The organism is Gluconobacter sp. Dm-74, from assembly GCF_018256135.1.
GTDB classification, from domain to species: Bacteria; Pseudomonadota; Alphaproteobacteria; order Acetobacterales; family Acetobacteraceae; genus Gluconobacter; species Gluconobacter cadivus.
The window spans coordinates 1-20,297 of record NZ_JAERLX010000008.1 but is presented as its reverse complement, the minus strand read 5'-3'; the positions used below and the strand labels follow the sequence as shown (position 1 = coordinate 20,297).

Sequence of the window (20,297 nt, the reverse complement as noted above, 5' to 3'; positions counted from 1 at the left end):
ATCCCTGTTTTCCCCCGTTCCTGATCCCGAGCCAAAAGACTAGCCGTTTTTTTCGAATGCGCAACAGAGTGGCCCGTTAGACACCATCAGGCGTGGTTTTGGCCACAATTCTCCTGTATGACGCCACTCAACCTTGAAATAACAGTTCGATACGAGTGTTGTCATTTGTCTGAAAAACGCCCAGTTCTGAAGCCATCCACAAACAGGTTTGCGGTTTACACGCTCTCGCTGGTATTCGGTCTCTTTCAGGCGCTGCAATGCTTTCCGCTTGCCTTGATCCGGGGAAAACTGCCCGGTCATGCTTCAGGTGATCTCGTCCAACACATCATTGGCCAGATTTATTTCCTGCGGCAGGGATGGCACTGGCCGCTTCTGCTGGATCAGCGACTGGGAGCACCTGCTGGTACCAATATCGGTTTGACGGACAGTATTCCGCTAGAAGCTCTCCTTCTGAAAGTCATTCATCCGCTCTTTCCGGACATGCTTCAGGGGATCATTCTCTACCTTGCCCTGTGCTGGACACTACAACCGGTCTGCGCAGTTTTCGCATTGCGGTCTCTAGGAGAAAAACGCCTTCTCCCTGCGCTGGCAGCCGCGGTTTTTGCCTCCTGTTTTCCGACTTTCATCTTTAGAATTGGCCATGCGGCTCTGTGCGGACAGTGGATCCTGCTGCTGGCGATCGGTCTTTATTTCAGGGCCACACGAACTGGTGCAGGTTCCAGACCGGTTTGGCTGCTGGCTCTCATAACAGTTCTGACGCTTCTGATTCATCCCTATCTGATGGTCATGGCCGGTGCCATTCTTGGCGCCGTACCCCTGACTCTTCTGCTACGAGAGAGAAACTGGAAAGCCTGTGCACCCGCGGTAATGGCTACAGCCGCATCCGGACTGGGGATCATCGGCATCGGATCGGTTTTGGGATACTGGGGCAGCGCGAGTGGCGGTGGTTACGGGCTCTATTCCATGAACCTCGCCTCCCCCTTCTGGCCGGTTCATTCCAGTCTTTTTCCGTCTGTCTCCTCCAGCCTCGTAGAAGCAACCGGTGGTCAGTACGAAGGATATCAATATCTTGGCGCCGGTGTCTTGCTGACCCTTGGACTTGTCCTTCTGAGTCGTCGAGGCATTAAGCTTCTTGCACAACTTCCAAAACAGCATGCCGGTCTGCTTCTGGCATGTCTGGCGCTAACGCTCATTGCTCTTTCAAATCGCATCTACTTTTTACATATTCCGGTTCTACTCACACATTTCAGGGTTCCGGGCGCAGAACAGATGCGATCGTCAGGACGGATGTTCTGGCCGGTTGGTTATCTGATCATGCTCGGAGCAATTTACGGCCTCTGCCGGGCCTGGCCGAGAGTGTGGCCTTTCGTCCTGCTGGCAGGAATTGCACTTCAATGGCAGGACACTCGCGATATCCGTTCTGATGTTCATCAGATTGAACTCTCATTCCTTGAGCCTCCCTCCGCCAAAGACAGTCAGCTTTCTTCGATAATGCAGCCTTTTGACAGGATCGAGATTCATCCTCGCCTGGAATGTGACGGCATTGATGCAATTTATGTTATGCAATTCCTGTATGCCGCAGCGCTAAAAAATGCGTCGGTCAACACCATGTATACAGCCAGAACAACGCCGCAATCTGCCTGCCACCCTTCAGCCGAACAGCCTCATCCTCTGGATCCGCGGACACTGGTGATCCTGACCGGCACCTCACAGCGTCTGCACGCGCTACGCTGGAGCAGCCTGCAACACGCAAAATGTGGCGTCTGGGACAAGGCCACGTTCTGCGTTGCAGCGGACGTGCCGCTTCCAGCAGGTCTGTCCCCTCCACCGCTGCCCCCTGTTCTGCCAATCGATCAGGAGATCGTCACGGCAGGTCGGCAATTTAAGCACGAAGAAATTCTTGAGAATGGATGGTCCAATCCTGAAGACTGGGGCGTGTGGAGTGAGGCGCCTGAAGCCCGCCTTCATTTTAATCTGCCTGCAGATGTCCATACAGCAAATCTTGTATTACGAATGCACTCCTCGCCCGGTACACCGCAGCACGTCCGGGTACTCCTGAACGGGACGCAGATTGCTGAATGGGACGTACAACCTCACGATGCTGACTACACCGCCGACTTCGCTCTCCCCCCTGAAGAACATTCCGCAAGCCTGCAATTACAGATCAGTAATCCGGTGCAGATCGGACAGGACCCCCGTCATCTCGGGCTTGCTCTCCTCAGCCTCAAAATCAACAGACTGAATTGAACCTCTCAAAAACCGGGCATCATCATGCCCGGTCTGTCTGTTCAGTATTTCCGACGCAGAACGTAAATCGGCCGCTGTTTCGTCTCCATATAGATGCGGCCGATATATTCTCCCAGCATACCGATACTGATGATCTGAACGCTGCTAAAAAAAATGATGGCTACGAACAGGGACGCATAGCCCGGCACGGAATTTCCCCAGAATATCGTGCGAAACACGATGAAAATTGCATAAAGAATAGCCAGAAAAGCCCCGATTGTTCCCAGATACGTCCACAGTCGAATTGGAGCGGAAGAAAAGCTGGTGAAACCTTCAAGGGCAAAATTCCAAAGCGAATAACCCGAAAATTTCGTCGTTCCCGCAGCCCGGGGTGCGCGGACATAATCAATAGTGACTGTTCGAAAGCCAACCCACGCAAACAGGCCTTTCATGAACCTCTGGCGCTCGGGAAGCCGCCCCAAGGCTTCAACCACACACCGGTCCATCAGACGAAAATCACCCACATTTTCCGGAATCCGGATATGAGCAAGCCGATTGTGCAGCGAATAAAACCATGCGGCGGTTTTGCGTTTGAGCATGCTGTCGCTGGACCGATCAACCCGCTTGCCCAGCACGACTTCCGCCCCTTCCCGCCAGGCCTGCACCATCTGGGGGATGACATCAGGCGGATCCTGAAGATCCGCATCGATGATAATGACAGCATCTCCCGTCGCCGCATCGAGACCGGCCGTCAGCGCAGCTTCCTTGCCGAAATTACGGGAGAGTTCAAGCACCCGAAACCGCCGGTCGGTTTCCGAAAGGCTAACCAGTTCCCGCAAGGTCGCGTCACTACTGCCATCATCCACACAGACGATCTCCCAGTCCGTTTCGGCAATGCCGTCGACAACCGGCAGGATACTCTTCACAAAGTGACCGATCGCGGCCTCTTCATTGTAAAAAGGAACAATCAGGGAAAGCTGGCTGGCCATACAGGTCTTCAAATTCCAAGTCGCTAGCAGGTGATTCTATCAGAAATATCCTGACAACACGCAGGTTTCATTCCAGTCAAACCACAGAAATAACCAGAAAAAAACACTTACCCATTGTCGCTTAACAGGAGCATTGATCTTTCTCCTGCAATCGATAAGGTCTTACCCGAGATCGTTCTCTGCCACATCGCACATTTTGATCCGTCCGCATCGTTCAAGTTTTATCTCTCACCAGATTTTCCATTCTTTATGCAAAGCCAGGGAATGTCAGGACCGGAAATGCAAAGTCCATGACAGACAACACCGATACAGGGCCGCGTTCCCACGCACAGGACAATGCCCCGCAATGGCGTCTTGAAAACGAACATAACATCCTCTTCATGGTGCTGAGCGGAACGTGGCAGGCCAGAACCGGCGCGATTCCGGTCTTTCCAAAAGATGGCCTACCCAAAACTCCCGATGGACATCTGTCTTTCCAGACCTCTGGCATTCAGGCGTGGGACACGGGACTGATCGCGTTCCTATGGGATCTTAAACGCGTTGCCCATGATGCTGGCATCAGTCTGGACATGCAGACACTGCCGGGCCCGATGCGTCAGCTTCTGGAGCTTCTACCCGAAGCCCCGGACGAGCCTGTCCATCACAAGCAACCCCACACGCCCCTTCTGGAAGCCGTCGGTGGCCATGCCATCGCCTCGATGACGGAAGTGGGTGTTGTCTCCGAACTCGCGGCACTGACAGCCAAAGGTGCCGTTCAGACCATTCTCGGCCGAAGCCGGATGCGCCTGAGCGATCTTCTGGCCAACACCAGCGATGCCGGCCCTTATGCCCTGCTGATCGTCGGTATCGTCAATTTCCTGATTGGCGCAATTCTGGCATTTGTCGGAGCCGTTGAACTCCAGAAATTCGCGGCCGGAGTGTACGTTGCCAGTCTGGTCGGAATTGCGATGGTGCGTGAAATGGCCGCCGTCATGACCGCTATCATCATGGCCGGGCGCACGGGCGGCGCCTATGCCGCGCGCATTTCCACCATGCAGGGTAACGAAGAAATCGACGCACTGAATGTCTTCGGCATTCAACCCTCGACCTATCTGATCCTGCCCGCTGTCCTGTCCCTCATCATCACGATGCCGTTCCTTTACCTGTACGGATGTCTTATCGGCATGCTGGGGGGCTTCGTCGTCTCCATTTCGATGCTCGACATCACGGCAGCAGGCTACTTCCATCAAACAGTCACCTCCTTCGGAATCGGCCAGTTCATCTTCGGTTTTGTCAAAAGCATCGTTTTCGGTGCCTTCATCGGCCTGACAAGCTGCCGCATCGGCCTCAAAGCCGGGCGTTCGGCTGCGGATGTGGGCATCGCGGCTACCCGCGCCGTCGTCGTTGGCATTGTCGGCGTCATCGCCATTGATGCAATCTTCGCCGTCATCGCCGATGTTCTGGGGATCTGACCGACATGCCTGACCAGACCGTCCTGTCCCTGCGTGACGTCACACTCTCCTTTGGTCCGAAGATCATTCAGAAGAACATCTCGCTTGATGTCCGCAAAGGTAGCATCTTTGCTGTCATGGGCGGCTCAGGTTGCGGGAAAAGCACGCTGCTCAAAAGCATGATTGGCCTCCTGCGCCCTTCTGTCGGCGAATACCATGTCGGCAACGAGGACTACTGGGCGGGCAGCGACGCCCATCGCACCGATCTGAACCATCGTTTCGGCGTCCTGTTCCAGAGTGGCGCATTGTGGAGCTCCATGACCATCGGCGAGAACATCGCATTGCCTTTACAGATGTTCACGGACCTCAAGCCCCCCGTCATCCGTCGCCTCGTGGAACTCAAGCTGGGTTTTGTCGGCATGTTGCAGGCGATTGATCTTTATCCATCGGAAATCAGCGGCGGCATGCGCAAGCGCGCCGGTCTGGCCCGTGCCCTCGCCCTCGATCCGGACATCCTGTTTTTCGACGAACCCTCCGCCGGTCTCGATCCGATCACATCCGCCCGCCTCGACGACCTGATCCTGAACCTGCGGGACGGCCTCGGTGCCACAATCGTCATCGTCAGTCATGAGCTGTCGAGCCTGTTCCATATTGCCGATGACGGCATCTTTCTGGATGCCAAAACCAAAATTCCCATCGCACACGGCTCCCCCAGATATCTGCGCGACAATTGTACGGACCCACAGGTGCATGCCTTCATGCACCGCGAACGCGACGACGAAGAAGGAAATACGTGATGAACAGGCAGGCTCTTGTCGGTGCTTTCGTCCTTGGGGGGACAGGTCTGCTCGTTGCAGCGTTCGTCCTGTTCGGCAATTTCCATCCTTTCGCCCGGACGACAAAAGCCGTTCTGGTGTTTCATGGGGCCTCGTCAGGTCTGGCCGTAGGCTCTCCCGTCACGTTCCGTGGCGTTCAGGTCGGTGCGGTGGACCGCGTCGTCATTGAGTACAACCCCGCCACGAAAGACGCCTACATCCCGGTCTATGTCACGATGCGACCAGACGACATCATCCTGACCAACAGCACCCGCCATCTTCCCAACCTGCAAGAGCTGATCAAGCAGGGGCTGCGCGGCGAGATGAACCTCAAGAGCTTCGTGACAGGCACATCCGAAATCGATCTGGATTTCTCTCCATCAACGCCTGCGGTTTTTCATCCCGACATCGCCCGCATCACGGAAATCCCGACCAAACAGTCCACCATCGCTGCCATGACACAGAGCCTTCAGGACCTACCCCTGAAACAGATCGGCGAGAATGCCGACGCCACTCTGGCCTCGGTCCGTCAGCTTTCGGACAAGCTCGACAAGGATCTGCCTGCCCTGATCCAGAGCATCCACGAAACCTCAGACCACAGCCGCGACATGGTCGATGCGACCCGCAAGGCCATCACAGAGTTCGAGCCTGCCATAACACGCACCCTTCTGAGCGTGGATCGTCTGGCCAATGAGGGAACGACGCAGCTTGATGCGCGCGGACGTGAACTGCGCGCGGTCCTCCAGAGCAGCAATGAAGCAGTTCAACAGGCCACAAAAAGTCTCGCCAATCTGGAAAATATGACCTCCCCGCGCTCTGCAGACCGGACCAATCTCGAAGCCAGCCTGCGCGATATCGCAGCGGCCGCCTCGGCCCTGCGCGGGTTTGCCACAGATGTCGAACATAACCCGCAACTCCTGCTCACGGGACGTCGGCAGTGAGCCGCACCACTCGTCTTCCCCCGATTTTTCCGGAGAACACCCCCGTGACACGGCTCATGACACGATCTGCTGCACCGTTCGCCCTTCTGACGCTGGCTCTGTTGTCGGGCTGTGCCGCTCCGCCGGTGCAGTTCTATACGCTTGGCGCCCCAGCCATTTCTCAGACCGGCAACACGACCCTTCCTGCCACAGCCCCGGTCCTGAACGTCGCGCGCGTTGCCCTGCCGGATTATCTGGACAATCAGGACATCATGACCCGCCATGGGGATCAGCTTGACCGCAGCCCTAACGGACGCTGGGGAAGCCGCCTGTCGCAAGGCGTGACAGACCTTCTGGCGGCCCGTCTGGGGCAGGACTGGCCCCATTATATCGTGACCACACAACCATTGGCCGAAACCCCAGCACTCCGGCTTGCCGTTAACATCAACCGGCTTGATCTCGACAGCAGCGGCCAGGGAGCTTTGCAGGCCGATTGGGCGCTGGTCCCCTCAGACACACATCGTGCTATCATGCGCAGTCGAGGCTCTTTCACGGCACAGGGTTCCGTCGCAACGGATGCAGGCAAAGTCGCCCTGACGCGCGACCTCGTGGAGCAGCTGGCCTCCCGGATCGACAGCACAATTCCCCATCCCTGAAAGCCCCCCTTTCACTCAGACGGCGAACGCCCTATTTTCCGTGTCCCTGCGCCCTGAGGCTGCAAGTTCGCGGAGCGCCTGATTGAAAACCCTGCTGACCATTCTGCCGCTTCTGGCAATGAGCCTTACGGGATGTGCCAAGGCTGCCGAGGAGCGGGATACGCTCTCAATCGGTCTGGCCATTGAACCACCGGGTCTCGACCCTACACGCGGTTCCAGCGAAGCCATCGGAATGGTGACCTACGGCAATATCTATGAAGGTCTGGTACGGCTGGATGAACAGGGAACCATCAAACCCCTCCTCGCTCGGGACTGGAGTGTTTCGCCGGACGGCTTGACCTACGATTTTGCACTCCATGAAAATGTGCATTTTCATGACGGAACGCTTTTGACCTGTGAGGCTGTAAAATTTTCACTTCTCCGCGCCGGAGCCTCAGGCAGTACCAACCCGGACAGAAGCACTTTCAAGCAGATTGCCGATATTTCGTGCCCCGACAGCCTGCACGTCCAGGTTCGTCTTCAGCGCCCCTATGGCAGTTTCCTGTACCAGTTGGCATGGAACGACGCTGCCATCCTTTCACCAGAATCCGTAGCGCAGAACATCAGTCACCCCGTCGGTACGGGACCTTTCGTCTTTGACGAATGGCAACGCGGCGATCACCTGACGCTGAGTCGCAATCCGGAATACTGGGGTGCCAGACCCGCCCTGCGTTCCGTTACCTTCCGCTTCATGCCCGACCCGCTTTCGGCCAGCAACGCGCTTCTGGCCGGGGAACTGGATGCCTATCCGTCCTTCCCATCCCGTGAAATCCTGAGCCGTTTTACCAGCAACCCGCAGCTTGAAGTCGTTCGGGGAAGCTTTCCCTTCAAGGCCATTCTCGCCCTCAACAATGCCCGTCGCCCATTTAACGATCTGCGCGTCCGGCAGGCCATCGCGCAGGCGATTGACCGCAAGGCGCTGATTCAGGCCGTGGCGGAGGGCGACGCGAAGCTCCTGCAATCACACATGGCGCCGGATGATCCCGATTACGTCGCCCTGCCCGACCGTTATCCTTACGACCCCGACCACGCCCGCGCGCTTCTGAAGGACGCAGGCATTGCGCCCGGCCTGCATCTGACGCTGGCGTTTCCGCCCATCGGCTATGCACGCGACAGCAGCGAACTCATCGCCGCCTATCTGGAACAGATCGGACTGAACGTCACGCTGCAGCCTGTGGAATGGCCCGCATGGCTCAGCCAGATTTACGGACAGGGCGCCTTCGACATGACCGTCATCGCGCATACGGAGCCACACGACATCGCAATCTATGACCGCACACCGGTCTATTTTCACTATCACAGCCCCGTCTTTCACGACCTTCTGGGGCGCTATGAAGCCACAGCCGATCCTGTTCTGCGCCGTGCGCTTTCCGCACAGATGCAGACACAACTTTCACAGGACGAACCTAACATCTTCCTGTTCTCGATGCCCCGTGAGACCGTCCTGAACCGCCATCTCAGAGGCCTGTGGACCAATCAGCCCATCGCAGGCTGCCCGCTGGGCGGCGTCTTCTGGGAGCCATGACGGGAATGAACGTCCTGTTTCTGGCCTTTCAGCGGCTTCTGCTGCTGATCGTTGCAAGTCTTGTGATTTTCGCAGCCATGAACCTCCTCCCCGGCGACCCCGCCTCCGTCATGCTCGGACTGGACGCAAGCCCCGAAAGCCTCGCCGCCCTGAATCATCAGCTCGGGCTGGATACCACCCTGCCCGCACGATACGCACATTGGGTCGGCAATTTGATACGCGGCAATCTGGGCCGCAGCTACATCTACGATGTCCCCGTGAGCGGCCTGATCGGCGAGCGCCTGCAAAGCACTCTGCCCCTGATCCTGCTGGCCATGATGCTCTCGCTCGGCGCAGGCATCCCTCTTGGCATGACCGCCGCTGCAAACCGGGGGAAAATGCCCGATATGGGCCTTATGGCGATGCTTCAGCTTTTGAAGTCCATTCCTGATTTCTGGCTGGCGATGATGATGACGTTCCTGTTTTCCCTGACCCTTCACTGGCTGCCAGCCAGCGGTTTTCCGGGTTGGGGTCATGGATTTTTCACCGGCCTGAGAGCGCTCATTCTTCCGGCCGTCGCACTCGCCGTCCCGCAGGCCGCCATCACCGCACGCTTCATACGCTCTTCCCTGATCGAAACTCTGTCGCAGGATTTCATCCGCACGGCCCGCGCCCAAGGCTACAGCCGCTCTGGCGTCCTGTGGCGCGTTGCGTTGCCCAACGCCCTGATTCCGGTTCTGACACTGGCCGGGATTCAGCTTCCTGTTCTCATAACGGGCAGCATCATCGTCGAAAGCGTGTTCAGCCTGCCCGGCTGCGGAAAACTTCTGCTGGAAGCCGTCAACCAGCGCGATCTGCCCGTCGTGCAAAACCTCGTCATGCTGATCGTCACCGCCGTCATGATCCTCGGTTTTCTGCTCGCCGCGCTGGTGCGTTTTCTGGACCCACGCCTTGGGGAAGAACGCCCATGAACACGCGCGCCAACTCGACACTCTGGACCGGCAGCGCGTTGCTCGGCATCGTTCTGCTTCCTGCATGCGTCACGGCCCTGCTCACGGGCGCCCGTGCTCCGGCCATCGACGTCATGCACCGCTATGCACGTCCCTCCCTGTTACACCCGCTTGGAACCGATCCTTTTGGCCGGGATCTTCTGACCTTCGTGCTTTCCGGAGCCTTCAACAGCGTCCTGATCGCAGCGATGGCCGTGTGCCTCTCGACAGTTGCGGGCACGGCGCTGGGGCTGATGGCAGCTGGGAGACCACCCAAAGTCATCATGGGGCTGGCCGATCTGGGGCTGGCGTTTCCGCCCGTTCTGATCGCCGCTCTTCTAGTCACGGCGTTCGGAGCTTCGGCCATGGGTGAAATCCTCGCCATCGCCCTATTCGGCCTTCCCGCCCAGATCCGCATCACCCGGCAGGCTGCACGCACCATTCTGATTCAGGACTATATCGCAGCCGCCCGTCTAGCCGGACGCGGCACCGTTTCCATTTTACGACGGCACGTCCTACCGAACATCCTCCCGCTTCTGACGGTTCAGGCAACATCCTCGCTCGCCCTCGCTGTCCTTTCTGACGCGGGACTGTCCTATCTGGGGCTGGGCGCGCCACCACCCCGACCGGATCTGGGCCGGGCGCTGGCCGCCTATCAGATCCATATTTTCGATCATCCACTTCTGGTCGCCGTGCCGGGTCTGACAATCATGCTGCTCGTACTGGGGTTCAACATGGCCGGTGACGGCTTGCGCGATGCTCTGGATGCCCCGCTACAGGAGCGCGCGCCATGACCTCCCTTCTTCAGGTCCGGAATCTGAGTGTTCACAGCCTAGCCCGTCCCATCCTCCACGCCCTTTCCTTTACTCTTGAAGCGGGAAAAATCCTTGCCGTCATCGGCGAGTCAGGCTCGGGGAAATCCACACTGGCCCTGAGCCTCATGGGGCTACTGCCAGACGGATTCCAGTCTCACGGAGAAATCCGTCTGAACGATGAAAACCTTCTGACGCTTACGGAACCTCAATGGTGTCAGATCCGTGGAAAAACGCTCGGCATGGTCTTTCAGGAACCCATGTCCGCGCTCAACCCCACGCGAAGGATTGGCGCACAGATCGCCGACACGCTTCGGCTTCATACAACACTCACCCGTTCTGAGATCCGCGATCAAACCCTTGTTCTCATGAAGCAGGTCGGCCTTTTGAAAGCGGGCGTGAGCGAACGCGCCTATCCCCATCAGCTTTCGGGAGGACAGCGACAGCGCGCGCTTCTGGCCATGGCATTGGCCTGCAAACCCGCCCTTCTGATCGCTGATGAATTCACCACAGCTCTCGATGCTCGCACCCGTGCAGACATGATGGCACTCGTCCATCAACACACAAAAACGCACCGTATGGCCGTCCTGATGATTTCCCACGATCTCGGTCTGGTCCGCCATCATGCGGATCACGTTCTGGTCCTGAAAGATGGGATCTGCGTGGAACAGGGGCCGACTGCCTCCATATTCGACGCACCCGCCCATCCCTATACACAGGCCCTGCTCGCCATGTCCCTGCATGGCGCAGCCCATACGCCCCTGACCCGCCTGCCCGTTTATACGGTCCCTGCATGACCCCGATCCTTCAGGCCCGGAATGTGACGTTCGGACAGTCCGGAAGGCGAATCCTGCACGCCATCAGCCTCAATGTCCTGCCGGGCCAGACGCTCGGAATCATCGGCGCGTCCGGCAGCGGAAAATCAACGCTCTGTCGCCTCCTCAGCGGCCTCGTCCCTCCAGATGATGGACAGATCCTGTATCAAGGACAGGATTTCGCGACAGCTTCCCGCGCCGTACGGAAAAAGATCCGTCCTGCCGTCCAGATGATTTTTCAGGACCCTTACGGCGCCCTCGACCCACGCCAGACGGTCCGCGAGATCGTCGGGGAGGCCCTTGACCCTGCCCCAGACCGCGAAGCCCGCATTCTGAAAGCTCTCGCCGAAGTCGGCCTCTCCACCGAAAGCGCGGACCGCTATCCCAAAGCCTTCTCCGGCGGCCAGAGACAACGCATTGCGATTGCTCGCGCCCTGATCACGCGCCCTTCCGTTATCATCGCGGATGAAGCCGTCTCGGCACTGGACGTTTCGACACAGGCCATCGTCCTGAACCTTCTGCTGGATCTGCAACAAAAACACGGACTGGCCTATGTTTTCGTCAGCCACGATCTGGCTGTCATCCGCCATATGTCGCACCACATCGCCGTTCTGGAACAGGGGCGGATTGTGGAATCCGGACCGGCCTCCACCCTCCTGAATGCCCCAACGCAACCAGAGACGCGGGCACTGCTCGAAAACTCCATCTGACCGACGAGGCCGCATGACCAGCCTGAACCTGCTCACCGACATCCCCGGAATCCGCGTCGGCCACAGTGAAGATCTGAACCTGCGCACGGGGGTGACGGTCATTCTGTTCGACAACCCGGTCACTGCCTCCGGCAGCTTTCCGGGCGGCGCTCCAGCTCTGAGGGAAACCGCGCTGCTGGAACCCGAAAATCTGGTCGAGCACATCCATGCAGTCGTTTTGTCAGGCGGTTCCACTTACGGTCTGGATGCCACGACGGGAGTTCAGGCGTGGCTGCGAGAACAATTTGGCAATGCGCCCCTTCCCCCAGGCACGATCCGCGTCCCCATCGTGGTGCAGGCCAGTCTCTATGATCTGCCAGCAGGCGGTCAGACGTCCTGGGGCCGCTACTCCCCGTATGCCGACATGGGGCATCAGGCTGCCGAAAACGCCCGTCATGGCTGTTTCAGACTGGGCACCGCGGGCGCAGGAACAGGCGCTACAACTGCCACACTTCGCGGCGGCCTCGGTTCGGCAAGCACCATAACCCCGGCAGGGCACCGCGTCGCCGCTCTGATCGCGGTCAATGCCGTCGGGACAGCCACGATCGGCGATGGCCCTAATTTCTGGAGCGCCCCTTTCGAGCGGGGACATGAATTCGGCGGTCTGGGCATGCCCGCACATTTCACGTCCGAAGACCTGCGCCTGCGCTCCAAATGGGCCTCCGTCACCGGCACCACGATCGGCCTTATCGTGACGGACGCAACCCTCACCAAAACACAGGCCAAACGCCTTGCCATTCTCGCTCAGGATGGCGTGGCGAGAGGCGTTTTCCCAGCCCATCTGCCTTTGGACGGCGACGCCATGATCGGAGTCTCTACACGGGAAAAACCGGCACCCACGCCTCAGGGGTGGACGGAAATCCTCCACGCCGCCACACAGGTCACGGCGCGCGCCATCGCCCGTGGCGTTTACGAGGCGAGACCACTCCCCGGCGCCACATTCCTGCCCACATGGCACGAACGGTTCGGAGGAAAAGAAAGACAGGTTTCAGATACGATACAAAAATGACTCGAACCCTAATTTCATATATTTTCTTCATGATCGTATATGATTATAGAACTCAGACCGAGTGTTCTGCCCAAGGCTGAGTCCATGTCCTCTGTTGTGCCGTCCTATCCTGTCCGCTCCCCCCTCCGTCAGGCCATTGCAGCAGACATGCGAAGGCCAGAAGCGGACTGCATCCTCCCCCTGATCGAACAGGCCACACTGACCGAGACGGAACAGCAGAACACGTTCGACGTCGCCCGACACCTCACCCGCACCCTGCGCACGCAGCGTCGTCCGGGCGGGGTTGAAGCCCTTGTGCAGGAGTTCTCGCTTTCCTCCGCCGAGGGCGTGTCCCTGATGTGTCTGGCCGAAGCGCTCCTGCGCATTCCCGATGCCACCACACGCGACGCGCTGATCCGTGACCGGATCGGCACGGGGGACTGGCTGTCTCACATGGGCGGCAAAAAGACCGTTTTCGTCAATGCGGCCTCCTGGGGCCTGATGCTGACCGGCAAGCTGACGAACGACACGGATGAGGGCCTTGCCGCCACGCTGTTCCGCCTCGTCGGACGGGGGGGGCAGCCGCTGGTCCGCCGTGCGCTCGACATCGCCATGCGGATGATGGGCGAACAGTTCGTCATTGGGGAAACCATCGAGGACGCGCGCAAGGTCAGCGCAGAACCCGAAGAACGCGGCTTCAAATACTCTTACGACATGCTCGGTGAAGCCGCGATGACGGAAGCCGACGCCCTACGCTACCGCCACGACTACGAACGCGCTATCGATGTCATCGGCCAGACTGCCCGTGGTGCGAATGTCTATGAAAAAGCGGGCATTTCCATCAAACTCTCCGCTCTTCACCCACGCTATGCCTTCGCCCAGCGCGAGCGTGTTCTTGAAGAATTGGGCCAGACCCTCAAAGATCTCGTCATTCAGGCCCGCCGCTATGACATCGGCATCAATATCGACGCGGAAGAAAGCGAACGTCTGGACCTCTCGCTCGACCTGATCGAAAACCTGTGTCACTGCCCCGAACTGGACGGCTGGAACGGCATCGGGATCGTGGTGCAGGCTTATGGGCGCCGCGCCCCGAAGGTTCTGGACTATCTGATCGACCTCGGACGCCGCAGCGGACACCGTCTCATGATCCGGCTAGTGAAAGGTGCTTACTGGGACAGCGAAATCAAGAAGGCGCAGGTCGAAGGCCAGACGGATTTCCCCGTCTACACGCGCAAATGCTACACCGATGTCAGCTATATCGCCTGCGCCAAAAAACTTCTCGCCGCCCGCGACGTGGTTTTTCCGCAGTTTGCCACGCACAACGCCCGCACGTTGGCCACGATCTACACGCTGGCAGGACTGAACTTCCAGATTGGCGACTACGAGTTCCAGTGCCTGCACGGCATGGGTGAGACGCTCTATAACGAAGTCGTCGGGCCACAAAAGCTCAACCGCCCGTGCCGCGTCTATGCCCCGGTCGGCTCGCATGAGACGCTTCTGGCCTATCTGGTGCGCCGTCTGTTGGAAAACGGTGCAAACTCGTCCTTCGTCAACCAGATCGGCGATGAGAGCCTGCCGATCGAAAGCCTGATTGAAGACCCGGTCGCACTGGCCAAGGCCGTGGAGCCGCCGGGTGCCTCTCATCCGGCTATTGCTCTCCCGAAAGACCTGTTCGAACCTGAGCGGACCAACTCGCACGGGCTGGACCTGACCGACGAACACACCATCACTGCTCTGGCCGAAGCCGTCCGCGTATCTGCCGAACGGGCGCTTCAGGATACATCCTGTTCAGGCGAAGTGCAGGATATCCGCAACCCCTCCAACCATTCCGACCGGATCGGCACGGTCCGTTTCGGAAACGAAGCCGATGTCCGCAAGGCCATCGATTTTGCAGAAAGCGAGATGTCGGCATGGGCGGCTCTTTCCGCTGACGAGCGAAGCGCAAAGCTTGACCGTGCGGCTGATCTGCTGGAACAGTACCAGAAAGACCTGATGGCCCTTCTGGTTCGTGAAGCTGGTAAATCCTACGCCAATGCGCTTTCCGAAGTCCGCGAGGCCGTGGATTTCCTGCGTTATTATGCCGCACAGGCGCAGGACATCGCCCGGACAGGCAGCAGTGCGCCGCTCGGTGTCGTCGCCTGTATCAGCCCGTGGAACTTTCCGCTTGCCATCTTCCTTGGACAGGTCGCCGCAGCTCTCGCGGCTGGCAACACGGTCGTCGCCAAACCGGCCGAGGAAACCCCCTTCATCGCTCTGCGAGCCGTCGCCCTTCTGCGGGAAGCCGGAGTTTCGGAAAACGCTCTCCGCCTCGTTCCCGGTGCGGGCGAAACCGGTGCGGCCCTCGTGGCCGACACCCGGATTTCCGGCGTGATGTTCACCGGCTCCACCGCCGTTGCGGGTCTGATCGCCAAAACCCTGGCCGACCGTACAGGAGTGGACGGGCAACCCGTTCCGTTCATCGCCGAAACGGGCGGACAGAACGCCATGATCGTGGACAGCTCCGCCCTAACCGAACAGGTCGTGGCGGATGTTCTGGTCTCGGCGTTCGACAGCGCGGGCCAGCGCTGCTCCGCCCTGCGCGTCCTGTGCTTGCAGGAGGACTGCGCCGATCGCGTCCTGACCATGCTGCGCGGTGCGGTCGAAGAACTGCGGGTCGGCAATCCAGCGCAACTGCGCACCGATATCGGCCCCGTCATCTCCGCCGAAGCCCGTTCAGGCATTCAGACCTATATTGACGAAGCCCGTACGAAAGGCCGCGTCGTCTGGTCCCTTCCGCTGCCGGAAGGCACAGAAAACGGCACCTTCATCGCCCCGACGATCATCGAGATCGACAGTCTGGTAGATCTGAAGGGTGAGGTTTTCGGGCCGGTGCTCCACGTTCTGCGCTTTGAATCCAGCGACTTTGAAGCTCTGCTCAACGCCATCAACCAGTCCGGCTATGGTCTGACATTCGGCCTCCACACCCGGATCGAAAGCCGTATGGCGCATGTCACGTCGCGCATTGAGGCCGGAAACCTTTATGTCAATCGCAACATGGTTGGCGCGGTTGTCGGCAGCCAGCCTTTTGGCGGCGAAAAACTGTCCGGGACAGGACCGAAAGCCGGTGGTCCACTAATCCTGCGGCGCCTGATGAGCACCACCCCGCCCCATACCGGTTGGGAAAAACAGGAGCTGCCTGAGCCTGCTCGGCAGTTCCTGTCCTGGCTGATGCAGAGCAGTTTTCCGCTTTATCAGAAGATCGCGGAAAGCATGCAGCACGGCCTGTGCGGCGCCACGCGCGAGCTTCCCGGCCCCGTCGGAGAGACCAATCTCTACCAGCTTCTGCCGCGCGGTGCTGTCCTGTGCGTCGCCAGTGACCGGGAGACCATGCTTCGCGCCGTGGGGCTTGCCCTGAGTGGCGGAAATACGGCCTTCGTGCAGGGACCGAACGTGGCCTCGGACTGGGTTTCCGAACTGCCGCATGCCCTTGCTTTGCATATCCGCCGCACGCAGGGCGGGCGCGCCGCAGGATGCCGGACGATCCTTGCATCTTTCGAAGAACGGCAGATGGCCGAGCAGGCCCGTACGGCCCTGTCGCGCTCGGGCATGGTCGTGCAGCTTTACATGCTCGACGCAAAAAGCCCGATCCGGCCCGAATGGGTGCTTCAGGAAAAGGTCGTCAGCACGAACACGACGGCTGCAGGTGGCAATGCCAGCCTGATGACCATCGGATAATCTCCCACAGGCATGATCGTTTGTTGCGATCATGCTATGAGGACCGCCCCACTGACGGATAACCGACCTCATGAGCGACGCCGCACCGATTTTCACGCCTGTTGATACGAAAAGCGGCTCGGCCTCGCTCGAAATCGCGGACGCCCTGCGCCGTGCCATCACGGACGGCATACTGACCGACGCCCAACCCCTGCGTCAGTCCGAACTGGCCCGCAATTTCGGAGTCTCCACCATTCCGGTCCGCGAAGCGCTCAAACAGCTTGAGGCAGAAGGCCTGATCGCCTTTCTACCCCATCGCGGCGCCGTGGTAACGGGGATGAGCGAAGCCGACATTCTGGAATATTCGGACATCCGTGCTTCGCTGGAAAGCATGGCGGCAGGATTAGCCATGACGACCCTCACCCGCGTGGATCTGGCCCATATCGAGGACGCCTATGAGGCATTCGTGAATGGAACAGGTGGCAGCCACGGCATGGCCCAGTCCGGTCGGCTGAACTGGGAGTTTCATGGCGCCATTTATGCCGCTGCCCGTCGCCCGCGACTATACGGCATGATCCACGACCTTCATTCGCGCCTCGACCGCTATATCCGCGCCCATCTGGAACTACCGGGACGTAAAACCGCAACGGACGCCGAACATTTCCAGATCCTTCAGGCCTGTCGCAAACGTGACAGCGACGAACTTGGACGACTGACAAAGCAGCATATTCTGGAATCGGCCCGCCTGTCTCTGGATGTCATCCGCGACCGAGCGGCCTCCTGATCGTCAACCTGCCGGATGAGCCGTTACCAGCTTCACAGTTCCGAGTTCATCAAACCAGCAATTCAACGGACCATCCGCGTGGAAAAATCCCGGAATGCTGTCGATGATATGCGCGCTCTGCTCCAGACAAGCCACAAGACGGACGCGAAACATATCCTCCATGCCCGGATCATTGTCTGAACCGATCAATCGGGCCGCCTCTCTCAGAGAGGCCACCGTACCAGCCGGATTCCGACGCAGCATTCTGAAAGACGCAAGGGCCGTATTGAGGGCTTCCGTCTGGGCAGCAGTCAATCCAGCCTTCTCCGCTGCGCGCCTGAGGCGGATCAGCAGACGGCCGAGGGACAAGGCGGCAAACGCACCATCGACATAACCCTGCCGGTCAATCGGGGACGTGACCAGAGACAGGCGCATCAATAGACTCGAGACTTTCTGGATCTGCGCCCCTTCCCACACCATCCAGGACGGGACTTTCGCACCTGGCTGACTTGAAAGGCTCTGCAAACTACGCCCCAGAGACAGCACAAGCCGCGACGCATATAGCCTCTGATCAGCTGGCATGATCACCCGGAACACCAGAACAAGCAGCACGCAGCCCATCAGAATAGCCAGCCACGTATTGATAAGCGTGATGTCATCCACAACCATGCTGTTCGTCACCATCAACTGCATGGCCAGAAAGACCGTATAGCCAAAAGCGCCAATCCCGTAGCGAGGATGAAACTGGAGCCACACGCCGGGCAACATGCACGCACAGATCGACAGCCAGAGCATCGGATACCCATCCACGCGAGGCAGCGCCACGATATGACACAGCCAGCAGGCCGGAACCGAAAGCGCCGTTCCGATCGCCATCGGCACACTGGCCCGGGCAGCCGATGGTACGGTCGACAGCAGGCTCGATGCCGCCACCACATACATGATCATCATCGGACCGGTCGGAAAATAGGTGATGTACCAGATCATGCAGGCCAGAAAGGCGATGAGCATTCCGCGCAATCCATTATAGATCGCGGACATCCATTCTACATGCAGCCCGCCTCGCACCCGGACATGCGCGCCACGCGGGCTGGACAGATCCAGTACGATTTCCCGCAACTGAAACAGAATATCGCGGCTATTATCGACCGACGCCTGAGCTTCTGGCGATGTAGCAGAACGCTCCAGACTTTCCAGCCGTTCCAGCGCGTCTTCCAGACATGCGAGCACGCTCTGCGGTTGCTCGATCCATCGCGCACTCTCCGTCAAAGCAAGGATCCGGGTCAGTGTATCGCGAATTTCGCGATGCACATCTGCCGAGAGCGGGTTCGCGATCCCCAGATTACGCCAGTACGGATGATAGGACGCAACCAGCCCCGTCATGCGACTGACCGCCAACCTGTAACCCCGCACCCCTGCATGAATATCCGGATTATCGGTCGCCGCGTATTCGATGGCCGGTCCCAGACGCGCAAGCTGCCCCAGAAGGCGCTGCCTGCCGTCATACAGGGTCTGCGGCAGCGTCCGGAATGCCCCATCGGCAACGGCCGGTTCCGCATTCTGAACGTCCTGTATGACGGCAGGACGAACCAGTCCTTCATGAAAAACCAGAGCATGGCGAAGGGTCTCACGGAACGCCCCCGACAATGCGTCCATCGTCCCCTGACGCCGTCGGGGCGACGTCACCATGAAGACAGCCGCCGTCACCACAATTCCGAGCGCCACGTCCGACACCCGCATCATCGCGGACAGGAAAATGTTCTCGGGATGGGTAAAAGCCGGAACGGCCACGATAACGATCGTATATCCGGCCAGAACCGCCGCATAAGCCCTGAAATACCGCAGACATGTCGCCGTCATGCAGGCCAGCCCGACAAAGACCGAAAGCGCCATGAAATACAGAACTGCAGATTGCACAAACATCGCCATGACAGCCGTACTCAACGCCGCCCCGATTACCGTTCCGGTCATGCGCCACACACTTTTGGACACCAGCGCGCCCACGGTCGGGTTGGCAACGATCAGAACGGTCGTAACCGTACTCATCGGCGATTCAAGCTGGATCATGAACGCCAGGAAAAGCGCAATCCCGATGGACAGGAAAACACGCGCCGTGAAAGCGGCTGTCGCAAGGAAATTCCGCCAGCGGATGCTGCTGCGGTCAAAAGAAAACATCTGACGGAAAAGGTTTTTCATAAGGGATCGCAGTTTCAGCAGGAAGAGACATCGGACAGGGAAAATCTGCTCTCCATCATGCCAAGCTGATCCCGGAGCATCTCTGCCTCCTCCTCGGGAAGCCCTTTGGTCAGCCGGGCCTCAAGCTCCGCTGCAATCTGCTGGAACCTCCGACAGCGTGCCATCCCGGCTTTCGTCAGCGCCACAAGATTGGAGCGTCGGTCATAGGGATCGGGCTCGCGCGAAATCAACCCCTCCCGGCCCAACTGGTCCAGAACCCGAACAAGTGCAGAACTGTCCACCCCCATGACTGACGCCAGATCGCTCTGTTTCAGCCCGTTTCCCATCACCATCAGATAGGCCATGGGCCGCATGGTCGCGAGCGTCATGCCCTCAGGGCGCAGAAGACGGTCAAGCTGGGCCCGCCAGAGGCTCGACAGCCGCATGACATGAAAGGTCAGTTCCATGTCATGAAAACTGCTCTCCCGAAGAAGGGACGCACCATACTGGACAGCCATTTTCAATGACACCTCAACTGTTGACATCTCAATAGATTATATGACAACATACGATTTGAAAACAGATCCTGTTGACATTTTCGTCAGGAGGTTCAGTTTTTGATCCATATCACTAACCGACTCTCCCTCGCATAATGAAGGAGTCGTTGTGTTTGATTGAGGAGCGTTGTGGGCGAGTTGTCTTACAGTCTGGCGTTTGGCAGTCTGGTGGTTGAC

Annotated in this window: 16 protein-coding genes; 13 read left to right on the top strand and 3 right to left on the bottom strand. The window is 58.8% G+C overall.

Annotated elements, in window-relative coordinates:
- The first annotated feature begins 165 nt into the window (after positions 1-165).
- Positions 166-2,247 carry a DUF6311 domain-containing protein gene (locus JK208_RS11460; protein WP_211576296.1) on the top strand — a complete coding sequence of 694 codons (2,082 nt, stop codon included), beginning with the start codon at positions 166-168 and terminating at the stop codon, positions 2,245-2,247.
- A gap of 41 nt (positions 2,248-2,288) precedes the next feature.
- On the opposite strand, the gene JK208_RS11455 is transcribed toward JK208_RS11460, so the two are convergent.
- Positions 2,289-3,215: a glycosyltransferase family 2 protein gene (locus JK208_RS11455; RefSeq protein WP_211576295.1), complete on the bottom strand. Its 927-nt coding sequence runs from the start codon at positions 3,213-3,215 to the stop codon at positions 2,289-2,291.
- Between the two features lie 290 nt (positions 3,216-3,505).
- Here JK208_RS11455 and JK208_RS11450 point away from each other — a divergent pair, with 290 nt between their 5' ends.
- From JK208_RS11450 to JK208_RS11395, 12 genes are all read left to right on the top strand, one after another.
- The gene (locus tag JK208_RS11450; RefSeq protein WP_211576294.1) at positions 3,506-4,666 is read left to right on the top strand and encodes an ABC transporter permease; all 1,161 of its coding nucleotides are present in this window, start codon (positions 3,506-3,508) and stop codon (positions 4,664-4,666) included.
- Between the two features lie 5 nt (positions 4,667-4,671).
- Complete coding sequence (locus tag JK208_RS11445; RefSeq protein ID WP_211576293.1) at positions 4,672-5,442, top strand: ABC transporter ATP-binding protein; 771 nt, start codon at positions 4,672-4,674, stop codon at positions 5,440-5,442.
- The gene (locus tag JK208_RS11440) at positions 5,442-6,401 is read left to right on the top strand and encodes an MlaD family protein (RefSeq protein ID WP_194262907.1); all 960 of its coding nucleotides are present in this window, start codon (positions 5,442-5,444) and stop codon (positions 6,399-6,401) included. Before JK208_RS11445 ends, JK208_RS11440 begins: the two co-directional genes overlap by 1 nt.
- Before the next feature lie 44 nt (positions 6,402-6,445).
- Positions 6,446-7,036, top strand: a complete 591-nt coding sequence (locus JK208_RS11435; RefSeq protein WP_349291986.1) for a PqiC family protein — start codon at positions 6,446-6,448, stop codon at positions 7,034-7,036.
- An 82-nt stretch (positions 7,037-7,118) separates the two neighbouring features.
- Positions 7,119-8,600 (top strand): ABC transporter substrate-binding protein, encoded by a 1,482-nt coding sequence (locus JK208_RS11430; protein ID WP_249202120.1) that lies wholly within the window; start codon positions 7,119-7,121, stop codon positions 8,598-8,600.
- Complete coding sequence (locus JK208_RS11425; RefSeq protein ID WP_249202119.1) at positions 8,597-9,550, top strand: ABC transporter permease; 954 nt, start codon at positions 8,597-8,599, stop codon at positions 9,548-9,550. Before JK208_RS11430 ends, JK208_RS11425 begins: the two co-directional genes overlap by 4 nt.
- The gene (locus JK208_RS11420; RefSeq protein ID WP_211576292.1) at positions 9,547-10,362 is read left to right on the top strand and encodes an ABC transporter permease; all 816 of its coding nucleotides are present in this window, start codon (positions 9,547-9,549) and stop codon (positions 10,360-10,362) included. The genes JK208_RS11425 and JK208_RS11420 overlap by 4 nt, the downstream gene beginning before the upstream one ends.
- Entirely contained in the window at positions 10,359-11,177 is an 819-nt protein-coding gene (locus JK208_RS11415; protein ID WP_211576291.1) for an ABC transporter ATP-binding protein, read from the top strand. Before JK208_RS11420 ends, JK208_RS11415 begins: the two co-directional genes overlap by 4 nt.
- Positions 11,174-11,905, top strand: a complete 732-nt coding sequence (locus JK208_RS11410; protein ID WP_211576290.1) for an ATP-binding cassette domain-containing protein — start codon at positions 11,174-11,176, stop codon at positions 11,903-11,905. The genes JK208_RS11415 and JK208_RS11410 overlap by 4 nt, the downstream gene beginning before the upstream one ends.
- A gap of 13 nt (positions 11,906-11,918) precedes the next feature.
- Positions 11,919-12,953 (top strand): P1 family peptidase, encoded by a 1,035-nt coding sequence (locus JK208_RS11405; RefSeq protein ID WP_211576289.1) that lies wholly within the window; start codon positions 11,919-11,921, stop codon positions 12,951-12,953.
- Between the two features lie 84 nt (positions 12,954-13,037).
- Entirely contained in the window at positions 13,038-16,646 is a 3,609-nt protein-coding gene (putA, locus tag JK208_RS11400; protein ID WP_211576288.1) for a bifunctional proline dehydrogenase/L-glutamate gamma-semialdehyde dehydrogenase PutA, read from the top strand.
- A 70-nt stretch (positions 16,647-16,716) separates the two neighbouring features.
- Positions 16,717-17,409 carry a GntR family transcriptional regulator gene (locus tag JK208_RS11395; protein ID WP_211576287.1) on the top strand — a complete coding sequence of 231 codons (693 nt, stop codon included), beginning with the start codon at positions 16,717-16,719 and terminating at the stop codon, positions 17,407-17,409.
- A 3-nt stretch (positions 17,410-17,412) separates the two neighbouring features.
- Here the strand turns inward: JK208_RS11395 and JK208_RS11390 are convergent, their stop codons facing one another.
- Both JK208_RS11390 and JK208_RS11385 read right to left on the bottom strand, forming a co-directional pair.
- Positions 17,413-19,584, bottom strand: coding sequence for an FUSC family protein (locus JK208_RS11390; protein ID WP_211576286.1), 2,172 nt, complete (start codon positions 19,582-19,584; stop codon positions 17,413-17,415).
- A gap of 14 nt (positions 19,585-19,598) precedes the next feature.
- The gene (locus JK208_RS11385) at positions 19,599-20,081 is read right to left on the bottom strand and encodes a MarR family winged helix-turn-helix transcriptional regulator (protein ID WP_211576285.1); all 483 of its coding nucleotides are present in this window, start codon (positions 20,079-20,081) and stop codon (positions 19,599-19,601) included.
- Between the last annotated feature and the right edge of the window lie 216 nt (positions 20,082-20,297).